The sequence below is a fragment of the Solimonas flava DSM 18980 genome (genome assembly GCF_000426685.1).
GTDB lineage: Bacteria > Pseudomonadota > Gammaproteobacteria > Nevskiales > Nevskiaceae > Solimonas > Solimonas flava.
Map to the genome: position 1 here is coordinate 160,405 of NZ_KE384553.1, position 20,275 is coordinate 180,679.

The following is a 20,275-nucleotide window of genomic DNA, read 5'->3' on the forward strand; positions in this document are numbered from 1 at the left end:
CTAGGCAGGCGACCGGGGGCGCGGTATGGGGCATTTGACGTAGCGCGGCACTCGCTGCGGCGATGCGCTTTTCGCAGGCGTTTGGATCCACGCTAACGCTGTGCGGCCGCTCTGCCCATGGGGTATTTGACGTAAGGGCGCTGCCGGCGCCCGGTGCGATCATCGCCACGGACATTTCTCATCCCCGGCATAAGGCTTGTACGACATCGCCGGCCGGGTCTTGCGGAGCAGCGCGCACCGCCGCCGCGTGGCGCCGGCCTCGGCATCGGGTACGCTGCACAATGCAGGAGCCGGTGGCTCGCGCGTGCCGCCGGCATGCTGACGATGGCGGGAGGTTTGGCATACGCGTGCGCCTGACGCACGGCGACGGACGGAGCGACTCGGCGTGGGAGGGGGCGTGGCAACGAAGGGGGAATCGGGCGCGGCGGCGAAGGCGGGGGCGACGCCACGTCAGCGCATCGTTCGCGAACGGCGCCAGTACAACAAGTGGGCCGCGAGCCAGACGCTCGAGGACTACGCGCTGCGCTACACCGCCGAGAAGGCGCGCAAGCGCGGCTCGTTCGTCATCGCCAGCACCGCGCTCGGCGCGATCTCGTTCCTTGCCTGCGAGGCGATCGGCGGCAGTCTGACACTGCAGTTTGGTTTCGCCAATGCGATGTGGGCGATCGCCGTGGTCTGTGCGCTGATGTTCGTCATCGGCCTGCCGATCGCGACCTATGCAGCGCGTTACGGTCTCGACATCGATCTGCTGACGCGCGGCGCCGGCTTCGGCTACATGGGCTCGACGATCACCTCGCTGATCTACGCCTCGTTCACTTTCCTGCTGTTCTCGATCGAAGCCAGCATCATGTCGCAGGCCCTGCACATGGTGACCGGCATGCCGCTGTGGATCGCGCATCTGGTCAGCGCGCTGGTCATCATCCCGATCGCGATCTACGGCATCAGCCTGATCAGCCGCGTGCAGCTGTGGACGCAGCCGGTATGGCTGATCCTGCAGCTCGCGCCGCTGGCCTGGCTGCTGATCTATCACCGTGACGAGCTGGCCGATCTCGGCCACTTCGGCGGCACGCACGGCAGCGCCGGCGGGGCGTTCGACATCTCGCTGTTCGCGATCGCCGCATCGACGCTGCTGTCGCTGCTGCCGCAGATCGGCGAGCAGGCCGATTACCTGCGTTTCCTGCCGGACCGTCGCCGCGTCGGCAACTGGCGCTGGTGGAGTGCGCTGCTGACGACCGGGCCGGGCTGGGTGTTCATGGGCGGCCTCAAGCTCGCTGCCGGCGGCCTGCTCGCGTACTTCGCGCTGCAGAACGGCGTGCCGGCCGAGGAGGCGGCGCAGCCGGTGCAGATGTTCTTCGTCGCCTTTCGCGAGATGCTCGGCTCGCCGACGACCGCGCTGCTGCTGACCGGCGTATTCATCGTCACCTGCCAGATCAAGATCAACGTCACCAACGCCTACGCCGGCTCGATCGCGTGGTCGAACTTCTTCTCGCGGCTGACGCACGCGCATCCGGGCCGCGTCGTCTGGCTGGTGTTCAACGTCCTGCTCGCGCTGCTGCTGATGGAGATCGGCATCGTGCGCGTGATCGAGGGCATCCTCGTGCTGTACGCGAACTTCGCGGTCGGCTGGATCGGCGCGCTGACGGCCGATCTCGTCGTCAATAAGCCGCTGAAGCTATCGCCGTCGTTCATCGAGTTCAAGCGTGCGCATCTGTACGACATCAATCCGGTCGGCGTCGGCAGCATGCTGGCGTCGATCGCCGTGTCGGCGGCGGCGTTCTTCGGTTGGTTCGGGCCGCTGCCGCAGGTGCTGTCGCCGTTCATCGGCTTCGGCGTCGCCTTCGTGCTGGCACCGCTGATCGCGATCGCCACGCGCGGCCGTTATTACCTCGCACGCCAGCCGGATGATCTTCCGGGCGAGCACGAAATCCGCTGCGTGATCTGCGAGAACCGCTTCGAGCGCAGCGACATGGCGATGTGCCCGGCCTACAGCGGGCCGATCTGTTCGCTGTGCTGCACGTTGGAAGCGCGCTGCCACGATGTCTGCAAGGAAGACAGCCGCTTTGGCCAGCAGATCGCGCGCGTGCTCGGCAATATCCTGCCGCAGCGGCTCGGCCGCTCGGTGCGTCTGGCCAGCATCGGGCACTTCCTCGGCATCCTGTTCCTGTTCACGCTGGCGGTCGGCTGCCTGCTGTCATTCATCTACCTGCAGTACGCCGCCGTTGCGCCCGGGGCGCGCACGGTGATCGGCAACACGCTGTGGATCGTCTTCCTCAGCCTGCTGATCATCTCCGGCGTCGCTTCGTGGCTGCTGGTCCTCGCGCAAGAAAGCCGCAACGCCGCACTCGGCGAATCGGCGCGGCAGACGACGATGCTGATGGACGAGATCGAAGCGCACGAGCGTACCGACGCCGCGCTGCAGAAAGCCAAGGAAACCGCCGAGGCGGCCAACGAGGCGAAGAGCCGCTACGTCGTCGGCATCAGCCACGAGATCCGCTCGCCGCTGAATTCGATCTACGGTTACGCGCAGCTGCTCGAACGCGAACCCGGCGCCCCGCCGCAGAGCGCGATCCGCGTGATCCGCCGCAGCGCCGAGCATCTGTCGAATCTGGTCGACGGCATGCTCGACATCTCCAAGATCGAGAGCGGCCAGCTGCGCCTCAAGCGCGACGATGTGCGTCTGCCGGAATTCCTTGAACAGATCGTCGACATGTTCCGTCTGCAGGCCTCGGCCAAGGGCATCGACTTCCGCTACGAGCGCCCGGCCTGGTTGCCGCCGCTGGTGCACACCGACCAGAAGCGCCTGCGCCAGATCCTCATCAACCTGCTGTCGAACGCGATCAAGTTCACCGACCGCGGCTACGCATCACTGACGGTGCGCTATCGCACGCAGGTGGCGGAGTTCGAGATCGCCGACAGCGGCATCGGCATCCGTCCGCAGGATCGCGAACGCATCTTCATGCCGTTCGAGCGCGGCGGCATGCCCGGTGCGCGCGCCACGCCGGGCGCCGGTCTGGGTCTGGCGATCACCCGCGTCCTCGTGCAGATCATGGGCGGCGAGATCGCCGTGCACAGCACGCCGGGCGAGGGCAGCCGCTTTTCGGTGCGCCTGCTGCTGTCGGCGGCGACCCGGAACCAGCGCGCGACACCGCCGCGTCGGCGCATCGTCGGTTACGAGGGCGAACGCCGCCGCGTGCTGCTGGTCGACGACGATCCGGCGCATCTCGATCTGCTGCGCAATCTGCTCGCGCCGCTGGGTTTCGATCTGTTCACCGCGCGCGATGGCGAAGCCGCCGTCGAACTGGCACGGCAGTGCAGGCCGCAGTTGGCGACGCTCGATCTCGCGATGCCGGGCCTCGGCGGCTGGCAGGTAGCCGAGGCGCTGCGCGCGCTCGATCTGCCGACGCTGCGCATCATGATCGTCTCCGCCAATGCCTACGAGTTGCGCCGCGGTGGTGAAGCCGGCGAGGCGCACGACGCGTTCCTGACAAAGCCGCTCGACATCGATTTCTTCATGGACCGCATCGGCGCGCTGCTCGGTCTGAGCTGGCAGTACGCCGACGATGTCGCCGCGCCGGGCCCGGAGCAGCCGTTCGTGGTGCCGCCGGGGTGCCGCCGCCATCTCGACGATCTGATTCAGCTCGGCCGCATCGGTCATGTGCGCGGCATTCAGGCCAAGCTGCGCGAGATCGAGGCTGAAGATTCGGCGCACGTGGTGTTCACGGCCAGCCTTCAGGAGATGGTCCTTCGCTTCGACCTCGGAGCCTACGCGCGCACGCTCGAAGCGGCGCGCAACGACGGAGCCGCTTCATGAACGACCTGCAGAGCGGTCGCCGCGATATCGTGCTCGTCGTCGACGACACGCCGGAAAGCCTGAGCCTGCTGACCGACACGCTCGAAGGCGCCGGCATCACCGTGCTGGTCGCCAACGGCGGCGAGGGCTGTCTGGCGCTGCTCGACGAGATCACGCCCGACCTGGTGCTGATGGACGCCGTGATGCCGGGCATCGACGGCTTCGAGACCTGCCGCCGCCTGAAGCGCGAGAAAATGCTGTCGCACGTGCCGGTGATCTTCATGACCGGCCTGTCGGAAACCGAAGACGTCGTGCGCGGCCTGCAGGCCGGCGGCGTCGACTACGTGACCAAGCCCATCGTGATCGGCGAACTGCTCGCGCGCATCCGCGTGCATCTGGCCAACGCGCGCAGTGCGCATGCCTCGCGCAGCGCGCTCGATGCAACCGGACGTTTCCTGCTGTCGACCGATCGCAGTGGCCGTCTGCTGTGGTGCACGCCGCGCGCCGAACGTCTGCTCGCCGAACTGCTGCCGCAGGGCGGTGAGATGCTGCGCTTGACGGCGGACATCTCGCAGCAGCTCGCCGCCCTGCGCGACGACGGTGCGATGCAGGTGACGCTGAGCGTCGCCGACGGTCGCCGTTTCGAATTCTCGTACGTCAGTTCGACGGGGCCGGACGAATTTCTCTATCGCCTGCGCGAAGCGAGCAATCCGGAAGAACAGCTGCAGCAGCAGACCCAGCTGCTGCTGTCGACGCTGGCGCTGACGCAGCGCGAGGCCGAAGTGCTGCTGTGGATCAGCCGCGGCAAATCGAACCGCGACATCAGCGAGATTCTCGGCATCAGCCCGCGCACAGTGAACAAGCATCTGGAGCAGGTGTTCGAGAAGCTCGGCGTCGAGAACCGCGCCTCGGCGACGGCGCGCGCGGTGCGGATTCTGGCGCAGTGAGCTGATCGGGCAATCCGCTTCATCGTCATTGCGAGCGCAGCGAAGCAATCCGGCTGCACAGCTAGATTTGATCCCGGCACCGGATTGCTTCGCTGCGCTCGCGATGACGGATTCGGCGGGCCGCTATTGCCGACGAGCCTGTTCTACATCTCATCCAGCGCCGCGATGCGGTCGCGCATCTCCTGCAGCTCGGTGCAGCGCAGCAGCTCGGCGACAGCGGCGCGCAGGCGGCCGACGTCGGCGTCGATGATGTTGCGCTTGATCTCCAGCACGCTGGCCGGATGCATCGAGAACTCGGTCAGGCCGAGGCCGAGCAGCAGCCGCGTATAGCGGGGATCGCCGGCCATCTCGCCGCACATCGCCACCGGGATGTCGGCGCCGGCGCCGGCTTCGATGGTGCGGCTGATCAGTTGCAGCACGGCCGGATGCAGCGGGTCGTACAGATAGTTGACCTCGTCGTCGACGCGGTCGATCGCCAGGGTGTACTGGATCAGGTCGTTGGTGCCGATCGAGAAGAAGCGGGCGTGGCGGGCGAGCATCGGCGAGGCCAGGGCCGCGGCCGGAACCTCGATCATCACGCCGATCGCGACGTCGTCGCCGATCTCGCGGCCTTCGCCGAGCAGTTCGTCGCGGGCGGCCGCGATCACGGCGCTGGCCTGACGCAGCTCCTGCAGGTTGGAGATCATCGGCAACATGATCTGCATGCGGCCGAGGCGCGAGGCGCGCAGCAGGGCGCGGACCTGGGTGCGGAACAGCTCCGGTTCCTTCAGGCACAGGCGGATCGCGCGCAGGCCGAGCGCCGGGTTGTTCGGCGTCGGCCCCGGCGAGCGGCCGGAGTCGACCTGCTTGTCGGCGCCGAGGTCGAGCGTGCGGATCGTGATCGGGCCGGACATCGCCGAGACGATGCGCGCGTAGGCGTCGAGCTGCTCGTCCTCGCTCGGCAGATCGGGGCGGTTCATGTAGAGGAACTCGGTGCGGTACAGGCCGACGCCTTCGGCGCCGTTCTCCTCCGCCACCCTGGCGTCCTCCGGCAGCTCGATGTTGGCGAGCAGCTTCACGTGCACGCCGTCGCGCGACACCGCGGCGCGGCCGCGCAGGCGCACGAGGCCGGCGCGGTACTGCGCCTGGCGGCGCTGCTTGGCGCGATAGAAGTCGAGCGCGATGTCGTCCGGCGTCGCCAGCACGTGGCCGGCCTCGCCGTCGACGATGATCTCCTCGCCCTCGCGCAGCAGGCGGCGCGCGTCGCGCAGGCCGACGATCGCCGGAATGCCGAGGCTGCGCGCGAGGATCGCGGTGTGCGACAGCGGACCGCCATACTCGGTGACGAAGGCGGCGACATGCTGCTGCGCGAGCAGGATGATGTCGGCCGGCGTGATGTCGTCGGCGACGGTGACGTAGGGCTCGGCGCCGCTCTTCTGCGGCAGCTGGCGCTCGGATTTGAGCAGCACGCGCTGGATGCGCGCGCAGACGTGCTCGACGTCGTCCTTGCGCGTGCGCAGGTACGGATCGTCCATCTGCTCGAAGACGGCGATCAGCGCATCCTTGGTCTTGCGCAGCGCCGCTTCGGCGTTGATGTGCTGGTTGCGGATGTGCGCGACCGTGGTGTCGGTGATCGAGCGGTCATCGAGCATCAGGATATGCGTGTCGATGAAGGCGGCGATATCGCCCGGCGTGCCGGCCGGAATCTTCTCGCGCACCTCGCGCAGCTGCTCGCGGGCGCGGCGCTGGGCGCCGACGAAGCGCACGATCTCGCCTTCGATGTCGCCGGGGGCGAGCGTGCGCTCGGGAATGTCGAGTTCGCCCGCATGCAGCTTCTGCACGCGGGCGATGACGATGCCGCGCGAGACGCCGACGCCGGAAAGCCAGAGGCTCATGCGCGGGCGCCTAGTTTTCTTCGTCGAACTTGTCGGCGATCAGCGCCGACAGCTCGTCGAGCGCCTGCTGCTCGTCCGACCCTTCGGCGATCAGGGTGATCTGCGAGCCCTTGGCGGCGGCCAGCATCATGACGCCCATGATCGACTTGCCGCTCACCTCGCGGGCGTCCTTGCGCACGCGGATGTCGGATTCGAACTTGGAGGCCAGCGTCACCAGGCGCGCCGCGGCGCGCGCATGCAGGCCGAGCAGGTTGACGATCGTGACGGTACGTTCCACGGAAGGTGTTCCTATGAGCCCGGCTCGGCCGGGTGGCTGACGACGATGCCGCGCGTGCCGCCTTCGACGGCGTTGCGGACCATCTCCGGCAGCGCGAGCTTGGGATAGTTGAAGATGCGCACCAGCATCGGCAGATTGACGCCGGCGATCACGGCGGTGCGCTCGTCGACGGTGAGCTTGTTGGCGATGTTGCTGGGTGTCGAGCCGAACGCGTCGGTCAGCATCAGGACGCCGGCGCCGGAGTCGAGCCGCTCGATCATCTTGCGGCCCTGGTTGATCAGCACCTCGTGCGCCTGCACGCGCCGCACTTCGAGCACGTCGGCGGCCAGCGGCAGCTCGCCCATCATGTCGCGCAGCGTGTCGAGCAGGTGGTGCCCGAGCTTGCCGTGCATGACCAGCAGCACGCCGACGCTCATGCGCGGTTCCTGCGGCAGCGGCGACGGGGCGGGGACGAAGGAGGCGTCATGCGGATCACGGAGTCTTGGCGCCGGCGTCGCCGAGGCGGGTCCACAGCTCGCGGTGGCGGATCGCGAGATTATCGAATCGGCCACGGAACGTCTCGCCGAGCTTCTCGACGAAGTAGACGCTGCGGTGCTGGCCGCCGGTGCAGCCGATCGCGACCGTCAGGTAGGCGCGGTCCTGCTTCTGGTATTCGGGCAGCCAGCGTTCGAGGAAGCCGCGGATGTCGGCGTACAGGCGCGCGGTGATGTCGTGCTGCTCCAGCCATTCGACGACCGGCGCGTCGCGGCCGGTGAGCTTGCGCAGCTCGGGCTGCCAGTGCGGGTTCGGCAGCGTGCGGATGTCGAACACGAAATCGGCGTCCTCGGGAATGCCGTTCTTGAAGCCGAACGACATGAACATCAGCGACAGCTTGCCGCCGCCGCCGGGCACCAGGCCCTGGATCTCCTCGCGCAGCGCGTGCAGGTTCTTCAGCGAGGTGTCGATCGTGGCATCGGCGGCATTGGCGATCGGCGCCAGCAGCTGGCGCTCCTGGCGGATCGCCTCGGTCAGCGAGCAGTCGCCCTGCGCGAGCGGGTGCCGGCGCCGGGTCTCGGAGTAGCGCTGCAGCAGCACCGAGTCGTCGGCGCGCAGGAAGATCACGCTGACTTCGATGCCCTGCGCGCGCAGCGACTCGAGGTATTTGGGGAAGCGGGCGATCTCGCGCGGGCTCTCACGCGCGTCGATGCCGATCGCGAGGCGTTCGTAGCGGCCGTCGCTGCGGCGCAGCGCGCGGCGGATGAACGGGCCGACCAGCTGCAGCGGCAGGTTGTCGATGCAGTAGTAGCCGATGTCCTCGTACTGCTTGAGGGCGACGGTTTTGCCGGCGCCGGACAGACCGCTGACGAAGACCAGTTTCATGGGCGATGGACGGTCACGCGGTGGCGGGCGCGCATGCGGTGGAGGTTCAGGTCGGCGTGTCGTGCTTGCGTTCTTCGCGCAATTCCTGCCTGTGAATCTCGCGTGACTGCCGCTCGATCAGGTCGACGTCGGCGCGGTAGCCGCCGAGGCGCAGATGCAGGTCGCGACAGGCCGCTTCGACAAGCACCGCCAGATTATGCCCGAGGCGGATCGGAATCGTGATTTCCGGCAGCTCGACGCCGAGGATCGTCGCCGTGCTGCGCCGGCCGCCGAGCCGCTCGAGGCCGCTGTCCCAGGCGACGCGCGGGGCCTCGAGGCGCAGCACCAGATCGAGCTTGCAGTGGCCGGCCACGCTATGCGGTCCGTACAGGCGGCTGATGTTGAGAATGCCGAGGCTGCGCGCCTCGAGGAAGCCGCGCAGCAGGCGCGGCGCGCGGCCGACGACGAAGCCGCGGCGCAGGGAGAAATCGACGGCGTCGTCGGCGACCAGCTGATGGCCGCGCGCCAGCAGCTCCAGCGCCAGCTCGCTCTTGCCGACGCCGCTGGCGCCGGTCAGCAGCACGCCGGTGTCGTAGACCCGCATGAACACACCATGCAGGGTCACGGCGGGAATGCTGCCGGGCATGTGTGCGCCCTCGCGCCGGGAGCGGGCCGCGCCGCGCCCGGACGATCAGGCCGGCTTGTAGTCGGCGATCAGCTGGAACAGCGCGCGATCGTCGGCGGCCTCGCGCGCCTTCTTGCAGAACGATTCGTCGGAGAACATCTCGGCGATCGCGGCGAGGTGCTTGAGATGGGCCTCGGTCGCGCCCTGCGGCACGAGCAGGCCGAAGATCAGGTCGACCGGATGGCCGTCGTGGGCTTCGTAGTCGAGCGGGTGCTTGAGGCGCATGAAGGCACCGACGCTGTCGCTGACGCCGGCGATGCGGCCGTGCGGGATGGCGACGCCGTGGCCGAGTCCGGTGCTGCCCAGCTTTTCGCGGGCCGACAGGCTGGCCAGGATATCGGCCGCCGAGACCCCTTCGGCACCGCGCGCCAGCAGCTGGGAGAGTTCCTCGAGCGCCTTTTTCTTGCTGGTGAAGGTGTGCCCGAGGCTGACCCGCTCAGCGGACAGAATGTCGGCGATCTTCATTTTTGGGGGAGTCCTCTTCCAATAAAAAAGCCCGGCCCACGGTGGGCCGGGCCTCGGAACCCGGGATTCTACTCAAGCGCCATGCGCTTGTGGGCTTCCTTCTGGCGGTGATCCCGCACCTTTTCCTTGTGGCGGCGGGTCTGCTGGTCGAGCTTGTCGGCCATCAGGTCGATCGCCGCGTACATGTCTTCTTCGATCGCGGCGGCGTGCAGGTTGGCGCCGCAGGCATGCACGGTGGCTTCGGCGCGCTGGCTGAGCTTGTCGATGGAGAGAATGACTTCCGCTGAAATCAGGTGGTCGAAGTGTCGTTCGAGTCGCTTGAGCTTCGTCATCACGTATTCGCGCATCGGATGGGTGACGTCGACATGGTGACCGGAGATGTTCAGGTTCATCGATTCGCTCCTCTAGGCCTTGCGGCCATGCTGCCTCTGGGTGCCGGCGCTAGACCGGCGGTTTGCGCTCGTGCGAGGGGGGGATCCCCAGGCCTTCGCGGTACTTCGCTACCGTTCTCCTTGCAACCTGTATGCCTTCCTTCAAGAGCAGATCCGACAGCGTGGCGTCGGAAAGCGGACGCGACGCGTCCTCGGCGGAGATCATGCGCTTGATCATGGCCTGGATGGCCGTGGCCGAAGCGACGCCGCCGCCGGTCGTCTGCACGTGGCTGGAAAAGAAAAACTTGAGTTCATACAGCCCACGCGGCGTGAGCATGTATTTGTTCGCTGTGGCTCTCGAAACGGTCGATTCATGTATGCCCAGCTGTTCGGCGATGTCGCGCAGTACCATCGGTCGCATCGCCTCGGGTCCATAATCCAAGAAAGCGCGCTGCTCTTCAACTATCGACTGTGCGACCCGCAACAGAGTTTCATTGCGTGCCTCCAGACTGTTCAGGAAGTACCGCGCCTCCTGCAGGTGCTGCTTCAGGACCAGCTGATCGCGCGAGCTGTCGGCGCGGCGGATCATGCTCTGGTACTGGTTGTTGAGGCGCAGGCGCGGCGTGTGCTCCGGGTTCAGGCTGACGATCCAGCGGCCGTTCTTCTTGCTGACGAAGACGTCAGGCGTGACGTAATCGGGCTCGTGCGCCTGGAACGGCCGGCCCGGATGCGGCTGCAGGGTCTTGATCAGCGCCAGCGCCGGCTCGATCTCGACCAGCGGCAGGCCGGTGGCGCGCGCCAGCGCCGCGGGGTCGCGGCGGGCGAGCAGGTTCAGCTGCTCGCCGACCAGCCGGAGCGCGGTGTTGATGCCGGGCGTGCGCGCCGGCATCAGTTCGAGCTGCAGGCGCAGGCACTCGCCGAGATCGCGGGCGGCGACGCCGGTCGGCTCGAAGTCCTGGATCTTCTGCAGCACCGTCTCCAGTTCCTCCGGCGTGGCGCCGAAGTCGGCCTGCAGGCGGGCCGCCAGCTCCGGCCAGTCGTCGAGGTAGCCGTCTTCGTTGATCGAGTCGATCAGGTGTTCGGCGAGCTCCGCCTCGCGAGCCGTGAACGGCGCCGTGCGGGCCTGCTCGATCAGGTGCTCGTGCAGGCTTTTGCGGCTGTGCAGGTTGGCTTCGAGGAAGTCGCGCAGCTCGTCGTCGTCGCCGCCGCCCTTGCCGCTGCCGGCGGAGCTTTCGTCGTAGACGTCGCCCCAGTCGGCGTCGACCGGCATATCGGCCGGGATTTCGGCGTTCTCGGTGCCGAGTTCGAGGCTCTTCGGGTCGCCGGCCGGCTCGGCCGCGGCCTCGCCCTCGCCGGGGGGCTCGTTGCTGGCGGCCGTGACCTCGGCTTCGAGCGGCTCGGCGCCGTCTTCGCGTTCGAGCAGGATGTTGGATTCGAGCGCCTGTTCGATCTCCTGCTGCAGGTCGAGGCTGGACAGCTGCAGCAGGCGGATCGCCTGCTGCAGCGCCGGGGTCATCGTCAGCGACTGCCCGAAGCGCAGGCCCAGCGTGGACTTCATGCCTGACGTCCGTGTGATGCGGGGAACGGACCCTTCACTTCGCCGCCATGCGCAGCGCGCCGTCGAGGCGGATGCATTCGCCGTTGAGCATCGGGTTCTCGACGATGCTCTGCACGAGGCGGGCATATTCGTCGGGGCGGCCGAGACGCGACGGGAACGGCACGGTCTTGCCGAGCGATTCCTGCACCTCGGGCGGCAGGCCCGCCATCATCGGCGTCTCGAAAATGCCCGGCGCGATCGTCATGCAGCGAATGCCGTAGCGCGCTAGCTCGCGGGCGAGCGGCAGCGTCATGCCGACGACGCCGGCCTTGGACGCCGCGTAGGCCGGCTGGCCGATCTGGCCGTCGAAGGCGGCGACCGACGCGGTATTGATCAGCACGCCGCGCTCGCCGTCGGCGTTCGGCGCCTGGCGGGCCATCTGCGCGGCGGCGACGCGCAGCATGTTGAAGCTGCCGACGAGGTTGATGTTGATGACGCGGGCGAAGCCGGCCAGCGCCGCGGCGCTGCCGTCGCGAGCGATGACCTTCTCGCCGGTGGCGATGCCGGCGCAGTTGACCAGGCCGTGCAGCGCGCCGAAGGCCTCGACGGCGGTGGCGACCGCGGCGCCGGCGTCGGCTTCGGAGGTGACATCGCAGCGCGCGAAGCGCGCGCGCGGGCCGAGTTCGGCGGCGAGCGCCTCGCCGGCCGCGGCGTTGAGGTCGGCGACGACGACGCGCCCGCCGGCTTCATGAAGGCGACGGATGGTGGCCGCGCCGAGGCCGGACGCGCCGCCGGCGACGAGGAAACAGCAATCGGAAATCTGCATGGGGGAGCGTACCGAAGGTGCGGCGCGCGAGGCGGCCGCACCGTTTGAGGGCTTATTTGACGGTGATCGTGATCTTCTCGGACTGCACCGAGGGATTGAACGGCTGGTGCTTCCAGTCGGCGAACACCAGCTGCAGCGTGTGCTTGCCCGGCTTGAGCTCGATGCTGGTTTCGGTCTGGCCGCCGCCGAAGTGCTTGACCTGATCGCTGGCCGGCAGCGGCTTGGTGAGGTCGACCTCCGGGCTGTCGATCAGCAGGTGATGGTGGCCGGTGTTTTCCTTGTTCACGCCGGCCGGCGCGACGCCGGCGCCGGACAGGCCGAACAGCACTTTCACCGGGCTGCTGACGGTGTCGCCGTCCTTGAGATTGATGAAGTAGACCTTGGCATTGGCCGGCGCCGGCGTGGCCAGGCCGAGCTCTTCGGCGGCCTTGTCGGAGGCCTGCTGCTTGGCGGCGTTCTTGAGGTCCTTCCAGCTGTCGGCATGAGCGGGAAGCGCGGCGAGGGAGGCCAGCACGGCCAGGGCAAGCATCTTCTTCATGAAATGTGTCCTGTTCGAATAAAGCATGTCCGGAGCGGCACGCGATTTGCGTATCGCCTGAAGCCAAGATTAGGTGAAACGCCGGCGCGCCGCTATACTGCGCGCCGCTTGTGAGGCGTCCACCGGTTGACGCGCTCGGACGAAGGCCTTGATCGGCCGACGAATTTCCGCTCCAGGCGCCGCTGGCGGCCCGACCGCCGGCGCTTTCTTCCCGAACAGCAATACGACCTGAACCGGTCCGTGGAGCGATCCGCGCAGCAGGCGTTCAGGAGTTTTTTCATGTCATCCGAACTTTCTTCCTTCGCGGAGCTGGGCCTTGCGTCCGAACTGGTGCGCGCGGTCGCCGACGAGGGCTATACTCAGCCGACACCGATCCAGGCCCGCGCCATCCCGCAGGTCATTGCCGGGCACGATCTGCTCGCCGCGGCCCAGACCGGCACCGGCAAGACCGCCGCCTTCACGCTGCCGCTGCTGAACCGCCTGAAGAAGGCCGGCAAGCGCGCCAGCCGCAAGCAGGTGCTGGCGCTGGTGCTGGTGCCGACGCGCGAACTCGCCGCCCAGGTGCAGGACAGCGTGCGGACCTACGGCCGCCACCTGCCGGGCATCCGCACGGTGCTGATCTTCGGCGGCGTCGGCATCAATCCGCAGATCGAGCAGCTGGCCGGCGGCGCCGAGATCGTCGTCGCCACGCCGGGCCGCCTGCTCGACCACGTCAGCCAGAAGACCATCGATCTGTCGCAGGTCGAGACGCTGATTCTCGACGAAGCCGATCGCATGCTCGACATGGGCTTCATCCACGACATCCGCCGCGTCATCGCGCTGCTGCCGAAACAGCGTCAGAACCTGCTGTTCTCGGCGACCTTCTCGCCGGACATCCGCAAGCTGGCCGAGGGCCTGCTCAACGCGCCGGTGACGATCGACATCGCGCCGCGCAACTCGGCGGTCGAGACCGTCGAGCAGCGCGTGATCTTCGTCGACAAGGCGCGCAAGACCGAGCTCCTGATCCATCTGGCCAAGGGCTACGACTGGCAGCAGACGCTGGTCTTCACGCGCACCAAGCACGGCGCCAACCGCCTCGTCGAGAAGCTGATCAAGGCCGGCATCAACGCCGCCGCGCTGCACGGCAACAAGAGCCAGAACGCGCGCACCAAGGCGCTCGCCGAGTTCAAGGCCGGCGTGGTGCGCATCCTGGTCGCCACCGACATCGCCGCGCGCGGCCTGGACATCGACCAGCTGCCGCATGTCGTCAACTATGAGCTGCCGAACGTGCCCGAGGACTACGTGCACCGCATCGGCCGCACCGGCCGCGCCGGCAACGTCGGCGAGGCGTTCTCGCTGGTCAGTCCCGACGAGCGCGACGATCTGCGCGGCATCGAGAAGCTGCTGCGCAAGCAGCTGCCGGGCTTCGAGGTCGACGGCTTCGAGCGCGGCACGGTATCGTCGGAACCGGCCGAGCCGGAAGCGCCGCGTCCGCCGCGTCCGCAGCGCGGCGGTGGCCGCCACTCGGGCGGCGGGCAGGGCAAGGGCCAGGGCGGTCAGTCGCGCCAGGGTTCGCCGGCGCAGCCGCAGGGACGCCAGGGTCACGGTGCCGGGCAGGGGCATGGTCAGGGGCACGGCCAGCAGCCGGGCAGCGGCCGACGCCGCGGCCGCGGCGGTCGCGGCCGGGGCCAGGGCGGCGGTGGACGCAACGGAGGTAACGCTTAATCCATGAGCAAGGACGACGACAGAAAGGCGGGCAAGCCCAAGCGCGAGCAGCCGCAGAAGACCTACGGCCCGCCGTCGCGCTTCGGCAGCGGTGCGTATGGCAGCGGCGGACGCGCACAGAAATCGGCCGAGCATCGCGCCGGCAAGTCGCGCAAGGTCCATTAGAAGACGCGCGCGCCCGATCCTTCCGCCGCACAGCAAAAGGCCGCGCTCTGCGCGGCCTTTTGCGTGATCCGGCCGAACCGGAACCCCGAACCGGAACCCCGAACCGGAACCCCGAACCGGAACCCCGAACCGGAACCCCGAACCGGAACCCCGAACCGGAACCCCGGGCCGGTGCTTCAGGGCTTCAGGGTTTCAGGGTCCTGGCCCCGTCCGGGGTGCCGACGATCAGCACGTCGGCCGGGCGGCGGGCGAACAGGCCGACGCAGACCACGCCGGTGATCAGGTTGATCTCGGTTTCGAGCTTCACCGGATCGACGATGTTCAGGCCGTGCAGGTCGATGATGACGTTGCCGTTGTCGGTGACGACGCCTTCGCGCAGCACCGGCGTGCCGAAGCGGACCAGCTCGCGGCCGACGTAGGACTGCGCCATCGGGATCACTTCGATCGGCAGCGGGAACTTGCCGAGCACGTCGACCTGCTTCGACTGATCGACGATGCAGACGAACTTGCGGCTCGCCGCGGCGACGATCTTCTCGCGCGTCAGCGCCGCGCCGCCGCCCTTGATCAGCTGCAAGTGCTTGTTGGCCTCGTCGGCGCCGTCGACGTAGATCGACAGCGTGCCGGTCTTGTTGAGATCGAGCACCGGAATGCCGATCTTCTTCAGCCGCTCGGTGCTGGCGTTCGACGACGACACCGCGCCCTTGACGTCCTGCGCGAGCTTCTTCTCGGCGAGCAGGTCGATGAAGAGGTTGACGGTCGAGCCGGTGCCGACGCCGAGCACTTCGCCGGGTTCGACGTAGGCGAGGGCGGCTTCGGCGGCCTGGCGCTTGGCGAGATCTTGCGGATTCATGATGTACCGGTTCGTGACGTGAAAGAGGGCGCCGCCATCGTCAGCGCGGCGCGGCCGATCGGCGGCTGTGGCCGGCCGCCATCAATGCGGACGCGGCGCTTCGGCCTGCGCGCGCGGCCGCGAGCCGAAGATCGCGGTGCCGATGCGGACCAGCGTCGAGCCTTCGGCGATCGCTGCTTCGAGATCGTCCGACATGCCGGCCGAAAGTGTATCGAGTTCGAGCCCCTCGCGTCGCAGCGATTCGTAGAGCGCGCGCAGCGCGCGGAACGGCGCGCGCGGATCGCTGCCCTCGGCGGCCGGCGCCGGAATCGCCATCAGGCCGCGCAGCCGCAGCCGCGGCAGCGCCGCCACGGCGCGGCACAGCGCCGGCGCATCGGCCGGCGCGCAGCCCGATTTGCTGGCCTCGCCGGAGATGTTGACCTGCACGCAGACTTGCAGCGGCGGCAGCGACGGCGGGCGCTGCTCGGACAGGCGCAGCGCGATCTTCTCGCGGTCGATGCCGTGCACCCAGTCGAAGGACTCGGCGATCGCCCGCGTCTTGTTCGACTGGATCGGGCCGATGTAGTGCCAGACCAGCGCCAGGTCGGACAATTGCGCCCGCTTGTCGAGCGCCTCCTGCACATAGTTCTCGCCGAAGGCAGACTGCCCCGCGGCATGCGCGGCGCGCACCGCGTCGGCGCCGAACGTCTTGCTGACGGCCAGCAGCTGCACGGTATCCGCGGCGCGGCCGGCGGCGCGGCAGGCTGCGGCGATGCGGGCGCGTACGGCGGCGAGATTGGATTCGATGTCGGCCATGTTGATTGCGGTCGGGATTGCCGATAACGTCGTCGGCCTTGTATCGCCATCGAGCGTTGCCGGGCAGGGTCGCCTGGACGGGGCGACATTAGACAACAGCTGACAGCAGTTTTGCCTCGGGGGCGTGCTTAAATGGATATCGCGCAGTTGCTGACGTTCAGCGTCAAACAGGGCGCGTCCGATCTCCATCTCTCGGCCGGCGTCGAGCCGATGATCCGCGTCGACGGCGACGTCAAGCGCATCAACCTGCCGGCGCTGGCGCACAAGGACGTTCATGACATGGTCTACGACATCATGAACGACAAGCAGCGCAAGGCCTGGGACGAGTTCCTGGAGACCGACTTCTCGTTCGAGATTCCGGGCCTGGCGCGCTTTCGCGTCAACGCCTTCAACACCTCGCGCGGCGCCGGCGCGGTGTTCCGCACCATTCCGTCGAAGATCCAGACGCTCGAGGATCTGCGCTGCCCGGCGATCTTCAAGGACATCGCCGAGTATCCGCGCGGCATCGTTCTGGTCACCGGGCCGACCGGCTCCGGCAAGTCGACGACGCTGGCGGCGATGGTCGACCACGTCAACGAGAACGAGTACGGGCACATCCTCACCGTCGAGGACCCGATCGAGTTCGTGCACCAGTCGAAGAAGTGCCTGATCAACCAGCGCGAGGTGCATCGCGACACGCTGGGCTTCAACGAGGCGCTGCGTTCGGCGCTGCGCGAGGACCCGGACGTGATCCTGGTCGGCGAAATGCGCGATCTGGAGACGATCCGCCTGGCGCTGACCGCCGCCGAGACCGGCCATCTCGTGTTCGGCACGCTGCACACCTCGTCGGCCGCCAAGACCATCGACCGCGTCGTCGACGTGTTCCCCGCCGCCGAAAAGGACATGGTGCGTGCGATGCTGTCCGAGTCGCTGCGCGCCGTCATCTCGCAGACACTGCTGAAGAAGAAGGGCGGCGGTCGCGTCGCCGCGCACGAGATCATGATCGGCACCCCGGCGATCCGGAACCTGATACGCGAGAACAAGATCGCGCAGATGTACTCGGCGATCCAGACCGGCGGCAAGGAAGGTATGCAGACGCTCGACCAGTGCCTCAAGGAACTGGTCAAGAAGGGCATGACGACGATCGAGGAAGCGCGCCTGAAGTCGGCCGACCCGCGCAGCTTCTCGCTGAACTAAGGCGCGGGACGCGACGGGGGAGACACGATGGACCGCGAACAGGCAATCAAGCTCGTTCAGCAGCTGCTGACGATGATGAAGCAGAAGGGGGCCTCGGACCTCTTCATCTCGGCTGGCTTCCCGCCGGCGATCAAGCAGGACGGCCAGATGACGCCGGTCGCCGACAAGCCGCTGCCGCCCGAAGCCTCGGCGATGATCATGCGCGCTTTGATGAACGACCGGCAGATCAAGGAGTTCGAGGCCAGCAACGAGTGCAACTTCGCGATCTCGCCGCCGGGCATCGGCCGCTTTCGCGTCAATGCCTTCGTGCAGCAGGGGCGCGTCGGCGGCGTGCTGCGCACGATCAACACCGAAATCCCGACCTTCGAGCAGCTCGGCCTGCCGCTGCAGATGCAGAAGATCGTCATGGAGAAGCGCGGCCTGGTGCTGATGGTCGGCGCGACCGGCTCGGGCAAGTCGACCTCGCTGGCGGCGATGGTCGGCTATCGCAACCAGAACTCGCGCGGCCACATCGTCACGATCGAGGACCCGATCGAGTACGTGCATCCGCACATCGGCTGCATGATCACGCAGCGCGAGGTCGGCACCGATACCTTTTCGTGGGAGGCGGCGCTGAAGAACACGCTGCGCCAGGCGCCGGACGTCATCCTGATCGGCGAAATCCGCACCCGCGAGGGCATGGAATACGCGGTGAACTTCGCCGAAACCGGCCATCTCGTGCTCGCCACGTTGCATGCCAACTCGGCGAACCAGGCGCTCGACCGCGTCATCAACTTCTTCCCGGAGGAGAAGCGCGAGCAGCTGCTGATGGACCTGTCGCTGAACCTCAAGGCCATCATCTCGCAGCGGCTCGTGCGCAAGGACGGCGGCGGCCGCGCCGCGGCGATCGAGATCATGATCAACTCGCCTTTGATCTCCGACATGATCTTCAAGGGCGAGGTCGCCGGCATCAAGGAAGTGATGGCGCGCTCCAACGAGCAGGGCATGATCACCTTCGATCAATACCTGTTCAATCTGTTCGAGGCCGGCGTCATCAGCTACGAAGAAGCGGTGCGCAACGCCGACTCGCAGAACGAGTTGCGCCTGCGCGTCAAGCTGGAGTCGACCCGCGCGCGCGCCAACCTGCTCGAGGACGAAGGCGTCAAGCGCATGCGCATGCTCGACGACGACGGCGCCACGGTGATGCGCCGCTGAAGAAGCTGCGCCCGATGTCGCTGCAACCAGGTCATCCACGGGGAAGGGGATGCTGAAAATCCTGCCGTACTTGAAGCTGTGCGTCGAAAAGAACGGTTCCGACCTGTTCTTCACCGCCGGGGCGCCGGCGCAGATCAAGGTCGAAGGGGAGCTGTATCCGATCGGCAAGACGGCGCTGACCCGCGAATTCATCCACGAGCTGATCGACAGCATCCTGACGCCCGAGCAGCAGCAGTATCTCGCCCAGAACCTGGAGATCGACATCGCGACCGAAGCCGGTGGCCTCGGTCGCTTCCGCGTCAACATCTTCCACCAGCGCGGCTCGCTCGGCATGGTGATGCGTTACGTGCGCTCGCAGGTGCCCAGTCTCGACGAAATTCCCGGCATGCCGCCGGTGCTCAAGGAGCTGATCGCGCAGAAGCGCGGCCTGATCCTGATGGTCGGCGCCACCGGCTCGGGCAAATCGACGACGCTGGCGGCGATGATCAATCACCGCAACCAGACGCAGAGCGGGCACATCCTGACGATCGAAGATCCGATCGAATTCATTCACCCGAACCAGCGCAGCATCGTCAACCAGCGCGAGGTCGGCCAGGACACGGTCAGCTACGAGCGTGCGCTGAAGAGTTCCTTGCGCGAGGCGCCGGACGTCATCCTCGTCGGCGAGGTGCGCACCCGCGAGACGATGGACGCCTGCATCCAGCTGGCCAATACCGGCCACCTGGCGATTTCCACGCTGCACGCCAACAACGCCTATCAGGCGCTGCAGCGCATCGTGAACCTCTATCCCGACGATCTGCGCGAACAGCTGTATATGGACTTGTCACTGACGCTGCGCGCGATCGTTTCACAGCGCCTGGTGCGGCAGAGCGACGGCCGGCGCTGCGCGGCGATGGAAGTGATGATCAACACGCCGTTCATCCAGGAGCTGATCCTGCACAAGCGCATCGACGAGATCCGCGGCGCGATGGACCAGTCCTCGGACAGGGGCATGCAGACCTTCGACCAGTCGCTGCTGAACCTTTACAAGCAGGGCACGATCTCGCTCGACGAGGCACTGACCAACGCCGACTCGCGGACCAACCTGGAGGCGAAGATCAATTTCGGGTGAACGCCCGGCCGTGAATGGCCGGGACGGGGCGCGATGGAGAGGCGATGTCGCGTCATGGATGGCGGCGCTTGTCCGCATCGGCCTTGCGCCGGCTTCTCCCGCCCGCTAGAATCGCGCGCTTTTCGAGGTTCAGGAAAGCCCCAGCCGCCAGCTGGGCGCCGATCTGAACCGAACTATAACTACCGATAGGATTGGACCGATGAAGACCATCTTCGCGAAGTCCGAGACCGTCAAGCGCGACTGGTACGTGATTGACGCGACGGACAAAACGCTCGGCCGTTTGGCCACCGAAGTGGCTCGCCGCCTGCGCGGCAAGCACAAGCCGGAATACACCCCGCACGTTGATACCGGCGACTACATCGTCATCGTCAACGCCGAGAAGGTGAAGGCGACCGGCAACAAGCTCAAGGACAAGGTCTACTACAGCCACTCGGAATATCCGGGCGGCATCAAGTCGACCACGCTCGAGAAGATGCTGCAGAGCCACCCCGAGCGCGCGATCGAAAAGGCCGTCAAGGGCATGCTGCCGGGCGGCCCGCTGGGCTACGCGCAGTTCCGCAAGCTGAAGGTCTATGCCGGCGCGGAACACCCGCATACCGCGCAGCAGCCCAAGCCTCTCAATATCTGATCGG

20 protein-coding genes are annotated in these 20,275 nt (G+C 67.3%); 8 read left to right on the plus strand and 12 right to left on the minus strand.

What is annotated here, in order from left to right:
- The first annotated feature begins 397 nt into the window (after positions 1–397).
- Together K343_RS0118900 and K343_RS0118905 are read left to right on the plus strand one after the other, a co-directional pair.
- The gene (locus K343_RS0118900; protein WP_051278724.1) at positions 398–3,811 is read left to right on the plus strand and encodes a hybrid sensor histidine kinase/response regulator; all 3,414 of its coding nucleotides are present in this window, start codon (positions 398–400) and stop codon (positions 3,809–3,811) included.
- A complete protein-coding gene (locus tag K343_RS0118905) occupies positions 3,808–4,737 on the plus strand; it encodes a response regulator transcription factor (RefSeq protein ID WP_028009389.1) in 930 nt (309 codons plus the stop codon). The genes K343_RS0118900 and K343_RS0118905 overlap by 4 nt, the downstream gene beginning before the upstream one ends.
- 143 nt (positions 4,738–4,880) lie before the next feature.
- On the opposite strand, the gene ptsP is transcribed toward K343_RS0118905, so the two are convergent.
- The 10 genes from ptsP to K343_RS0118955 all read right to left on the minus strand — a co-directional run bounded on the left by ptsP (position 4,881) and on the right by K343_RS0118955 (position 12,648).
- Positions 4,881–6,611, minus strand: coding sequence for a phosphoenolpyruvate--protein phosphotransferase (ptsP, locus tag K343_RS0118910; protein ID WP_028009390.1), 1,731 nt, complete (start codon positions 6,609–6,611; stop codon positions 4,881–4,883).
- A gap of 10 nt (positions 6,612–6,621) precedes the next feature.
- Entirely contained in the window at positions 6,622–6,888 is a 267-nt protein-coding gene (locus K343_RS0118915; protein WP_028009391.1) for an HPr family phosphocarrier protein, read from the minus strand.
- A gap of 11 nt (positions 6,889–6,899) precedes the next feature.
- Positions 6,900–7,304, minus strand: coding sequence for a PTS sugar transporter subunit IIA (locus K343_RS0118920; protein ID WP_028009392.1), 405 nt, complete (start codon positions 7,302–7,304; stop codon positions 6,900–6,902).
- Between the two features lie 55 nt (positions 7,305–7,359).
- The gene (gene rapZ, locus K343_RS0118925; protein ID WP_028009393.1) at positions 7,360–8,247 is read right to left on the minus strand and encodes an RNase adapter RapZ; all 888 of its coding nucleotides are present in this window, start codon (positions 8,245–8,247) and stop codon (positions 7,360–7,362) included.
- Between the two features lie 46 nt (positions 8,248–8,293).
- Positions 8,294–8,851, minus strand: a complete 558-nt coding sequence (locus K343_RS0118930; protein WP_245585247.1) for a hypothetical protein — start codon at positions 8,849–8,851, stop codon at positions 8,294–8,296.
- A 66-nt stretch (positions 8,852–8,917) separates the two neighbouring features.
- Positions 8,918–9,376 (minus strand): PTS sugar transporter subunit IIA, encoded by a 459-nt coding sequence (locus tag K343_RS0118935; RefSeq protein ID WP_028009395.1) that lies wholly within the window; start codon positions 9,374–9,376, stop codon positions 8,918–8,920.
- 68 nt (positions 9,377–9,444) lie between these two features.
- Positions 9,445–9,768, minus strand: coding sequence for a ribosome hibernation-promoting factor, HPF/YfiA family (gene hpf / locus K343_RS0118940; protein WP_020649687.1), 324 nt, complete (start codon positions 9,766–9,768; stop codon positions 9,445–9,447).
- Positions 9,769–9,817: 49 nt separating this feature from the next.
- The gene (locus tag K343_RS0118945; RefSeq protein ID WP_028009396.1) at positions 9,818–11,305 is read right to left on the minus strand and encodes an RNA polymerase factor sigma-54; all 1,488 of its coding nucleotides are present in this window, start codon (positions 11,303–11,305) and stop codon (positions 9,818–9,820) included.
- A gap of 34 nt (positions 11,306–11,339) precedes the next feature.
- On the minus strand, positions 11,340–12,110 hold the full coding sequence (locus K343_RS0118950) for an SDR family NAD(P)-dependent oxidoreductase (protein ID WP_028009397.1): 771 nt from the start codon (positions 12,108–12,110) through the stop codon (positions 11,340–11,342).
- Between the two features lie 52 nt (positions 12,111–12,162).
- On the minus strand, positions 12,163–12,648 hold the full coding sequence (locus K343_RS0118955) for a DUF4399 domain-containing protein (protein ID WP_028009398.1): 486 nt from the start codon (positions 12,646–12,648) through the stop codon (positions 12,163–12,165).
- Between the two features lie 279 nt (positions 12,649–12,927).
- On the opposite strand from K343_RS0118955, the gene K343_RS0118960 reads away from it, so the two are divergent.
- Both K343_RS0118960 and K343_RS24715 read left to right on the plus strand, forming a co-directional pair.
- Entirely contained in the window at positions 12,928–14,352 is a 1,425-nt protein-coding gene (locus tag K343_RS0118960) for a DEAD/DEAH box helicase (RefSeq protein ID WP_245585248.1), read from the plus strand.
- 3 nt (positions 14,353–14,355) lie between these two features.
- Entirely contained in the window at positions 14,356–14,517 is a 162-nt protein-coding gene (locus K343_RS24715) for a hypothetical protein (RefSeq protein ID WP_154662655.1), read from the plus strand.
- Positions 14,518–14,701: 184 nt separating this feature from the next.
- On the opposite strand, the gene rpiA is transcribed toward K343_RS24715, so the two are convergent.
- Both rpiA and K343_RS0118975 read right to left on the minus strand, forming a co-directional pair.
- A complete protein-coding gene (gene rpiA, locus K343_RS0118970) occupies positions 14,702–15,367 on the minus strand; it encodes a ribose-5-phosphate isomerase RpiA (protein WP_028009400.1) in 666 nt (221 codons plus the stop codon).
- 81 nt (positions 15,368–15,448) lie between these two features.
- The gene (locus tag K343_RS0118975; protein ID WP_028009401.1) at positions 15,449–16,162 is read right to left on the minus strand and encodes a YggS family pyridoxal phosphate-dependent enzyme; all 714 of its coding nucleotides are present in this window, start codon (positions 16,160–16,162) and stop codon (positions 15,449–15,451) included.
- A 132-nt stretch (positions 16,163–16,294) separates the two neighbouring features.
- Here K343_RS0118975 and K343_RS0118980 point away from each other — a divergent pair, with 132 nt between their 5' ends.
- The 4 genes from K343_RS0118980 to rplM all read left to right on the plus strand — a co-directional run bounded on the left by K343_RS0118980 (position 16,295) and on the right by rplM (position 20,271).
- Positions 16,295–17,338, plus strand: a complete 1,044-nt coding sequence (locus tag K343_RS0118980; protein ID WP_028009402.1) for a type IV pilus twitching motility protein PilT — start codon at positions 16,295–16,297, stop codon at positions 17,336–17,338.
- A 27-nt stretch (positions 17,339–17,365) separates the two neighbouring features.
- On the plus strand, positions 17,366–18,532 hold the full coding sequence (locus tag K343_RS0118985) for a PilT/PilU family type 4a pilus ATPase (RefSeq protein WP_028009403.1): 1,167 nt from the start codon (positions 17,366–17,368) through the stop codon (positions 18,530–18,532).
- Between the two features lie 49 nt (positions 18,533–18,581).
- Positions 18,582–19,643, plus strand: coding sequence for a PilT/PilU family type 4a pilus ATPase (locus tag K343_RS0118990; RefSeq protein WP_043113166.1), 1,062 nt, complete (start codon positions 18,582–18,584; stop codon positions 19,641–19,643).
- A gap of 199 nt (positions 19,644–19,842) precedes the next feature.
- On the plus strand, positions 19,843–20,271 hold the full coding sequence (gene rplM / locus K343_RS0118995) for a 50S ribosomal protein L13 (protein ID WP_028009405.1): 429 nt from the start codon (positions 19,843–19,845) through the stop codon (positions 20,269–20,271).
- Positions 20,272–20,275: the final 4 nt, after the last annotated feature.

Bases quoted from the DNA above. Each gene is read 5' to 3' on its own strand.
- K343_RS0118905 (WP_028009389.1), top strand. From the start codon at position 3,808: ATGAACGACCTGCAGAGCGGTCGCCGCGATATCGTGCTCGTCGTCGAC.
- ptsP (WP_028009390.1), bottom strand. From the start codon at position 6,611: ATGAGCCTCTGGCTTTCCGGCGTCGGCGTCTCGCGCGGCATCGTCATC.
- K343_RS0118920 (WP_028009392.1), bottom strand. From the start codon at position 7,304: ATGAGCGTCGGCGTGCTGCTGGTCATGCACGGCAAGCTCGGGCACCAC.
- rapZ (WP_028009393.1), bottom strand. From the start codon at position 8,247: ATGAAACTGGTCTTCGTCAGCGGTCTGTCCGGCGCCGGCAAAACCGTC.
- K343_RS0118935 (WP_028009395.1), bottom strand. From the start codon at position 9,376: ATGAAGATCGCCGACATTCTGTCCGCTGAGCGGGTCAGCCTCGGGCAC.
- hpf (WP_020649687.1), bottom strand. From the start codon at position 9,768: ATGAACCTGAACATCTCCGGTCACCATGTCGACGTCACCCATCCGATG.
- K343_RS0118945 (WP_028009396.1), bottom strand. From the start codon at position 11,305: ATGAAGTCCACGCTGGGCCTGCGCTTCGGGCAGTCGCTGACGATGACC.
- K343_RS0118950 (WP_028009397.1), bottom strand. From the start codon at position 12,110: ATGCAGATTTCCGATTGCTGTTTCCTCGTCGCCGGCGGCGCGTCCGGC.
- K343_RS0118955 (WP_028009398.1), bottom strand. From the start codon at position 12,648: ATGAAGAAGATGCTTGCCCTGGCCGTGCTGGCCTCCCTCGCCGCGCTT.
- K343_RS0118960 (WP_245585248.1), top strand. From the start codon at position 12,928: ATGTCATCCGAACTTTCTTCCTTCGCGGAGCTGGGCCTTGCGTCCGAA.
- K343_RS24715 (WP_154662655.1), top strand. From the start codon at position 14,356: ATGAGCAAGGACGACGACAGAAAGGCGGGCAAGCCCAAGCGCGAGCAG.
- rpiA (WP_028009400.1), bottom strand. From the start codon at position 15,367: ATGAATCCGCAAGATCTCGCCAAGCGCCAGGCCGCCGAAGCCGCCCTC.
- K343_RS0118975 (WP_028009401.1), bottom strand. From the start codon at position 16,162: ATGGCCGACATCGAATCCAATCTCGCCGCCGTACGCGCCCGCATCGCC.
- K343_RS0118980 (WP_028009402.1), top strand. From the start codon at position 16,295: ATGGATATCGCGCAGTTGCTGACGTTCAGCGTCAAACAGGGCGCGTCC.
- K343_RS0118985 (WP_028009403.1), top strand. From the start codon at position 17,366: ATGGACCGCGAACAGGCAATCAAGCTCGTTCAGCAGCTGCTGACGATG.
- K343_RS0118990 (WP_043113166.1), top strand. From the start codon at position 18,582: ATGCTGAAAATCCTGCCGTACTTGAAGCTGTGCGTCGAAAAGAACGGT.
- rplM (WP_028009405.1), top strand. From the start codon at position 19,843: ATGAAGACCATCTTCGCGAAGTCCGAGACCGTCAAGCGCGACTGGTAC.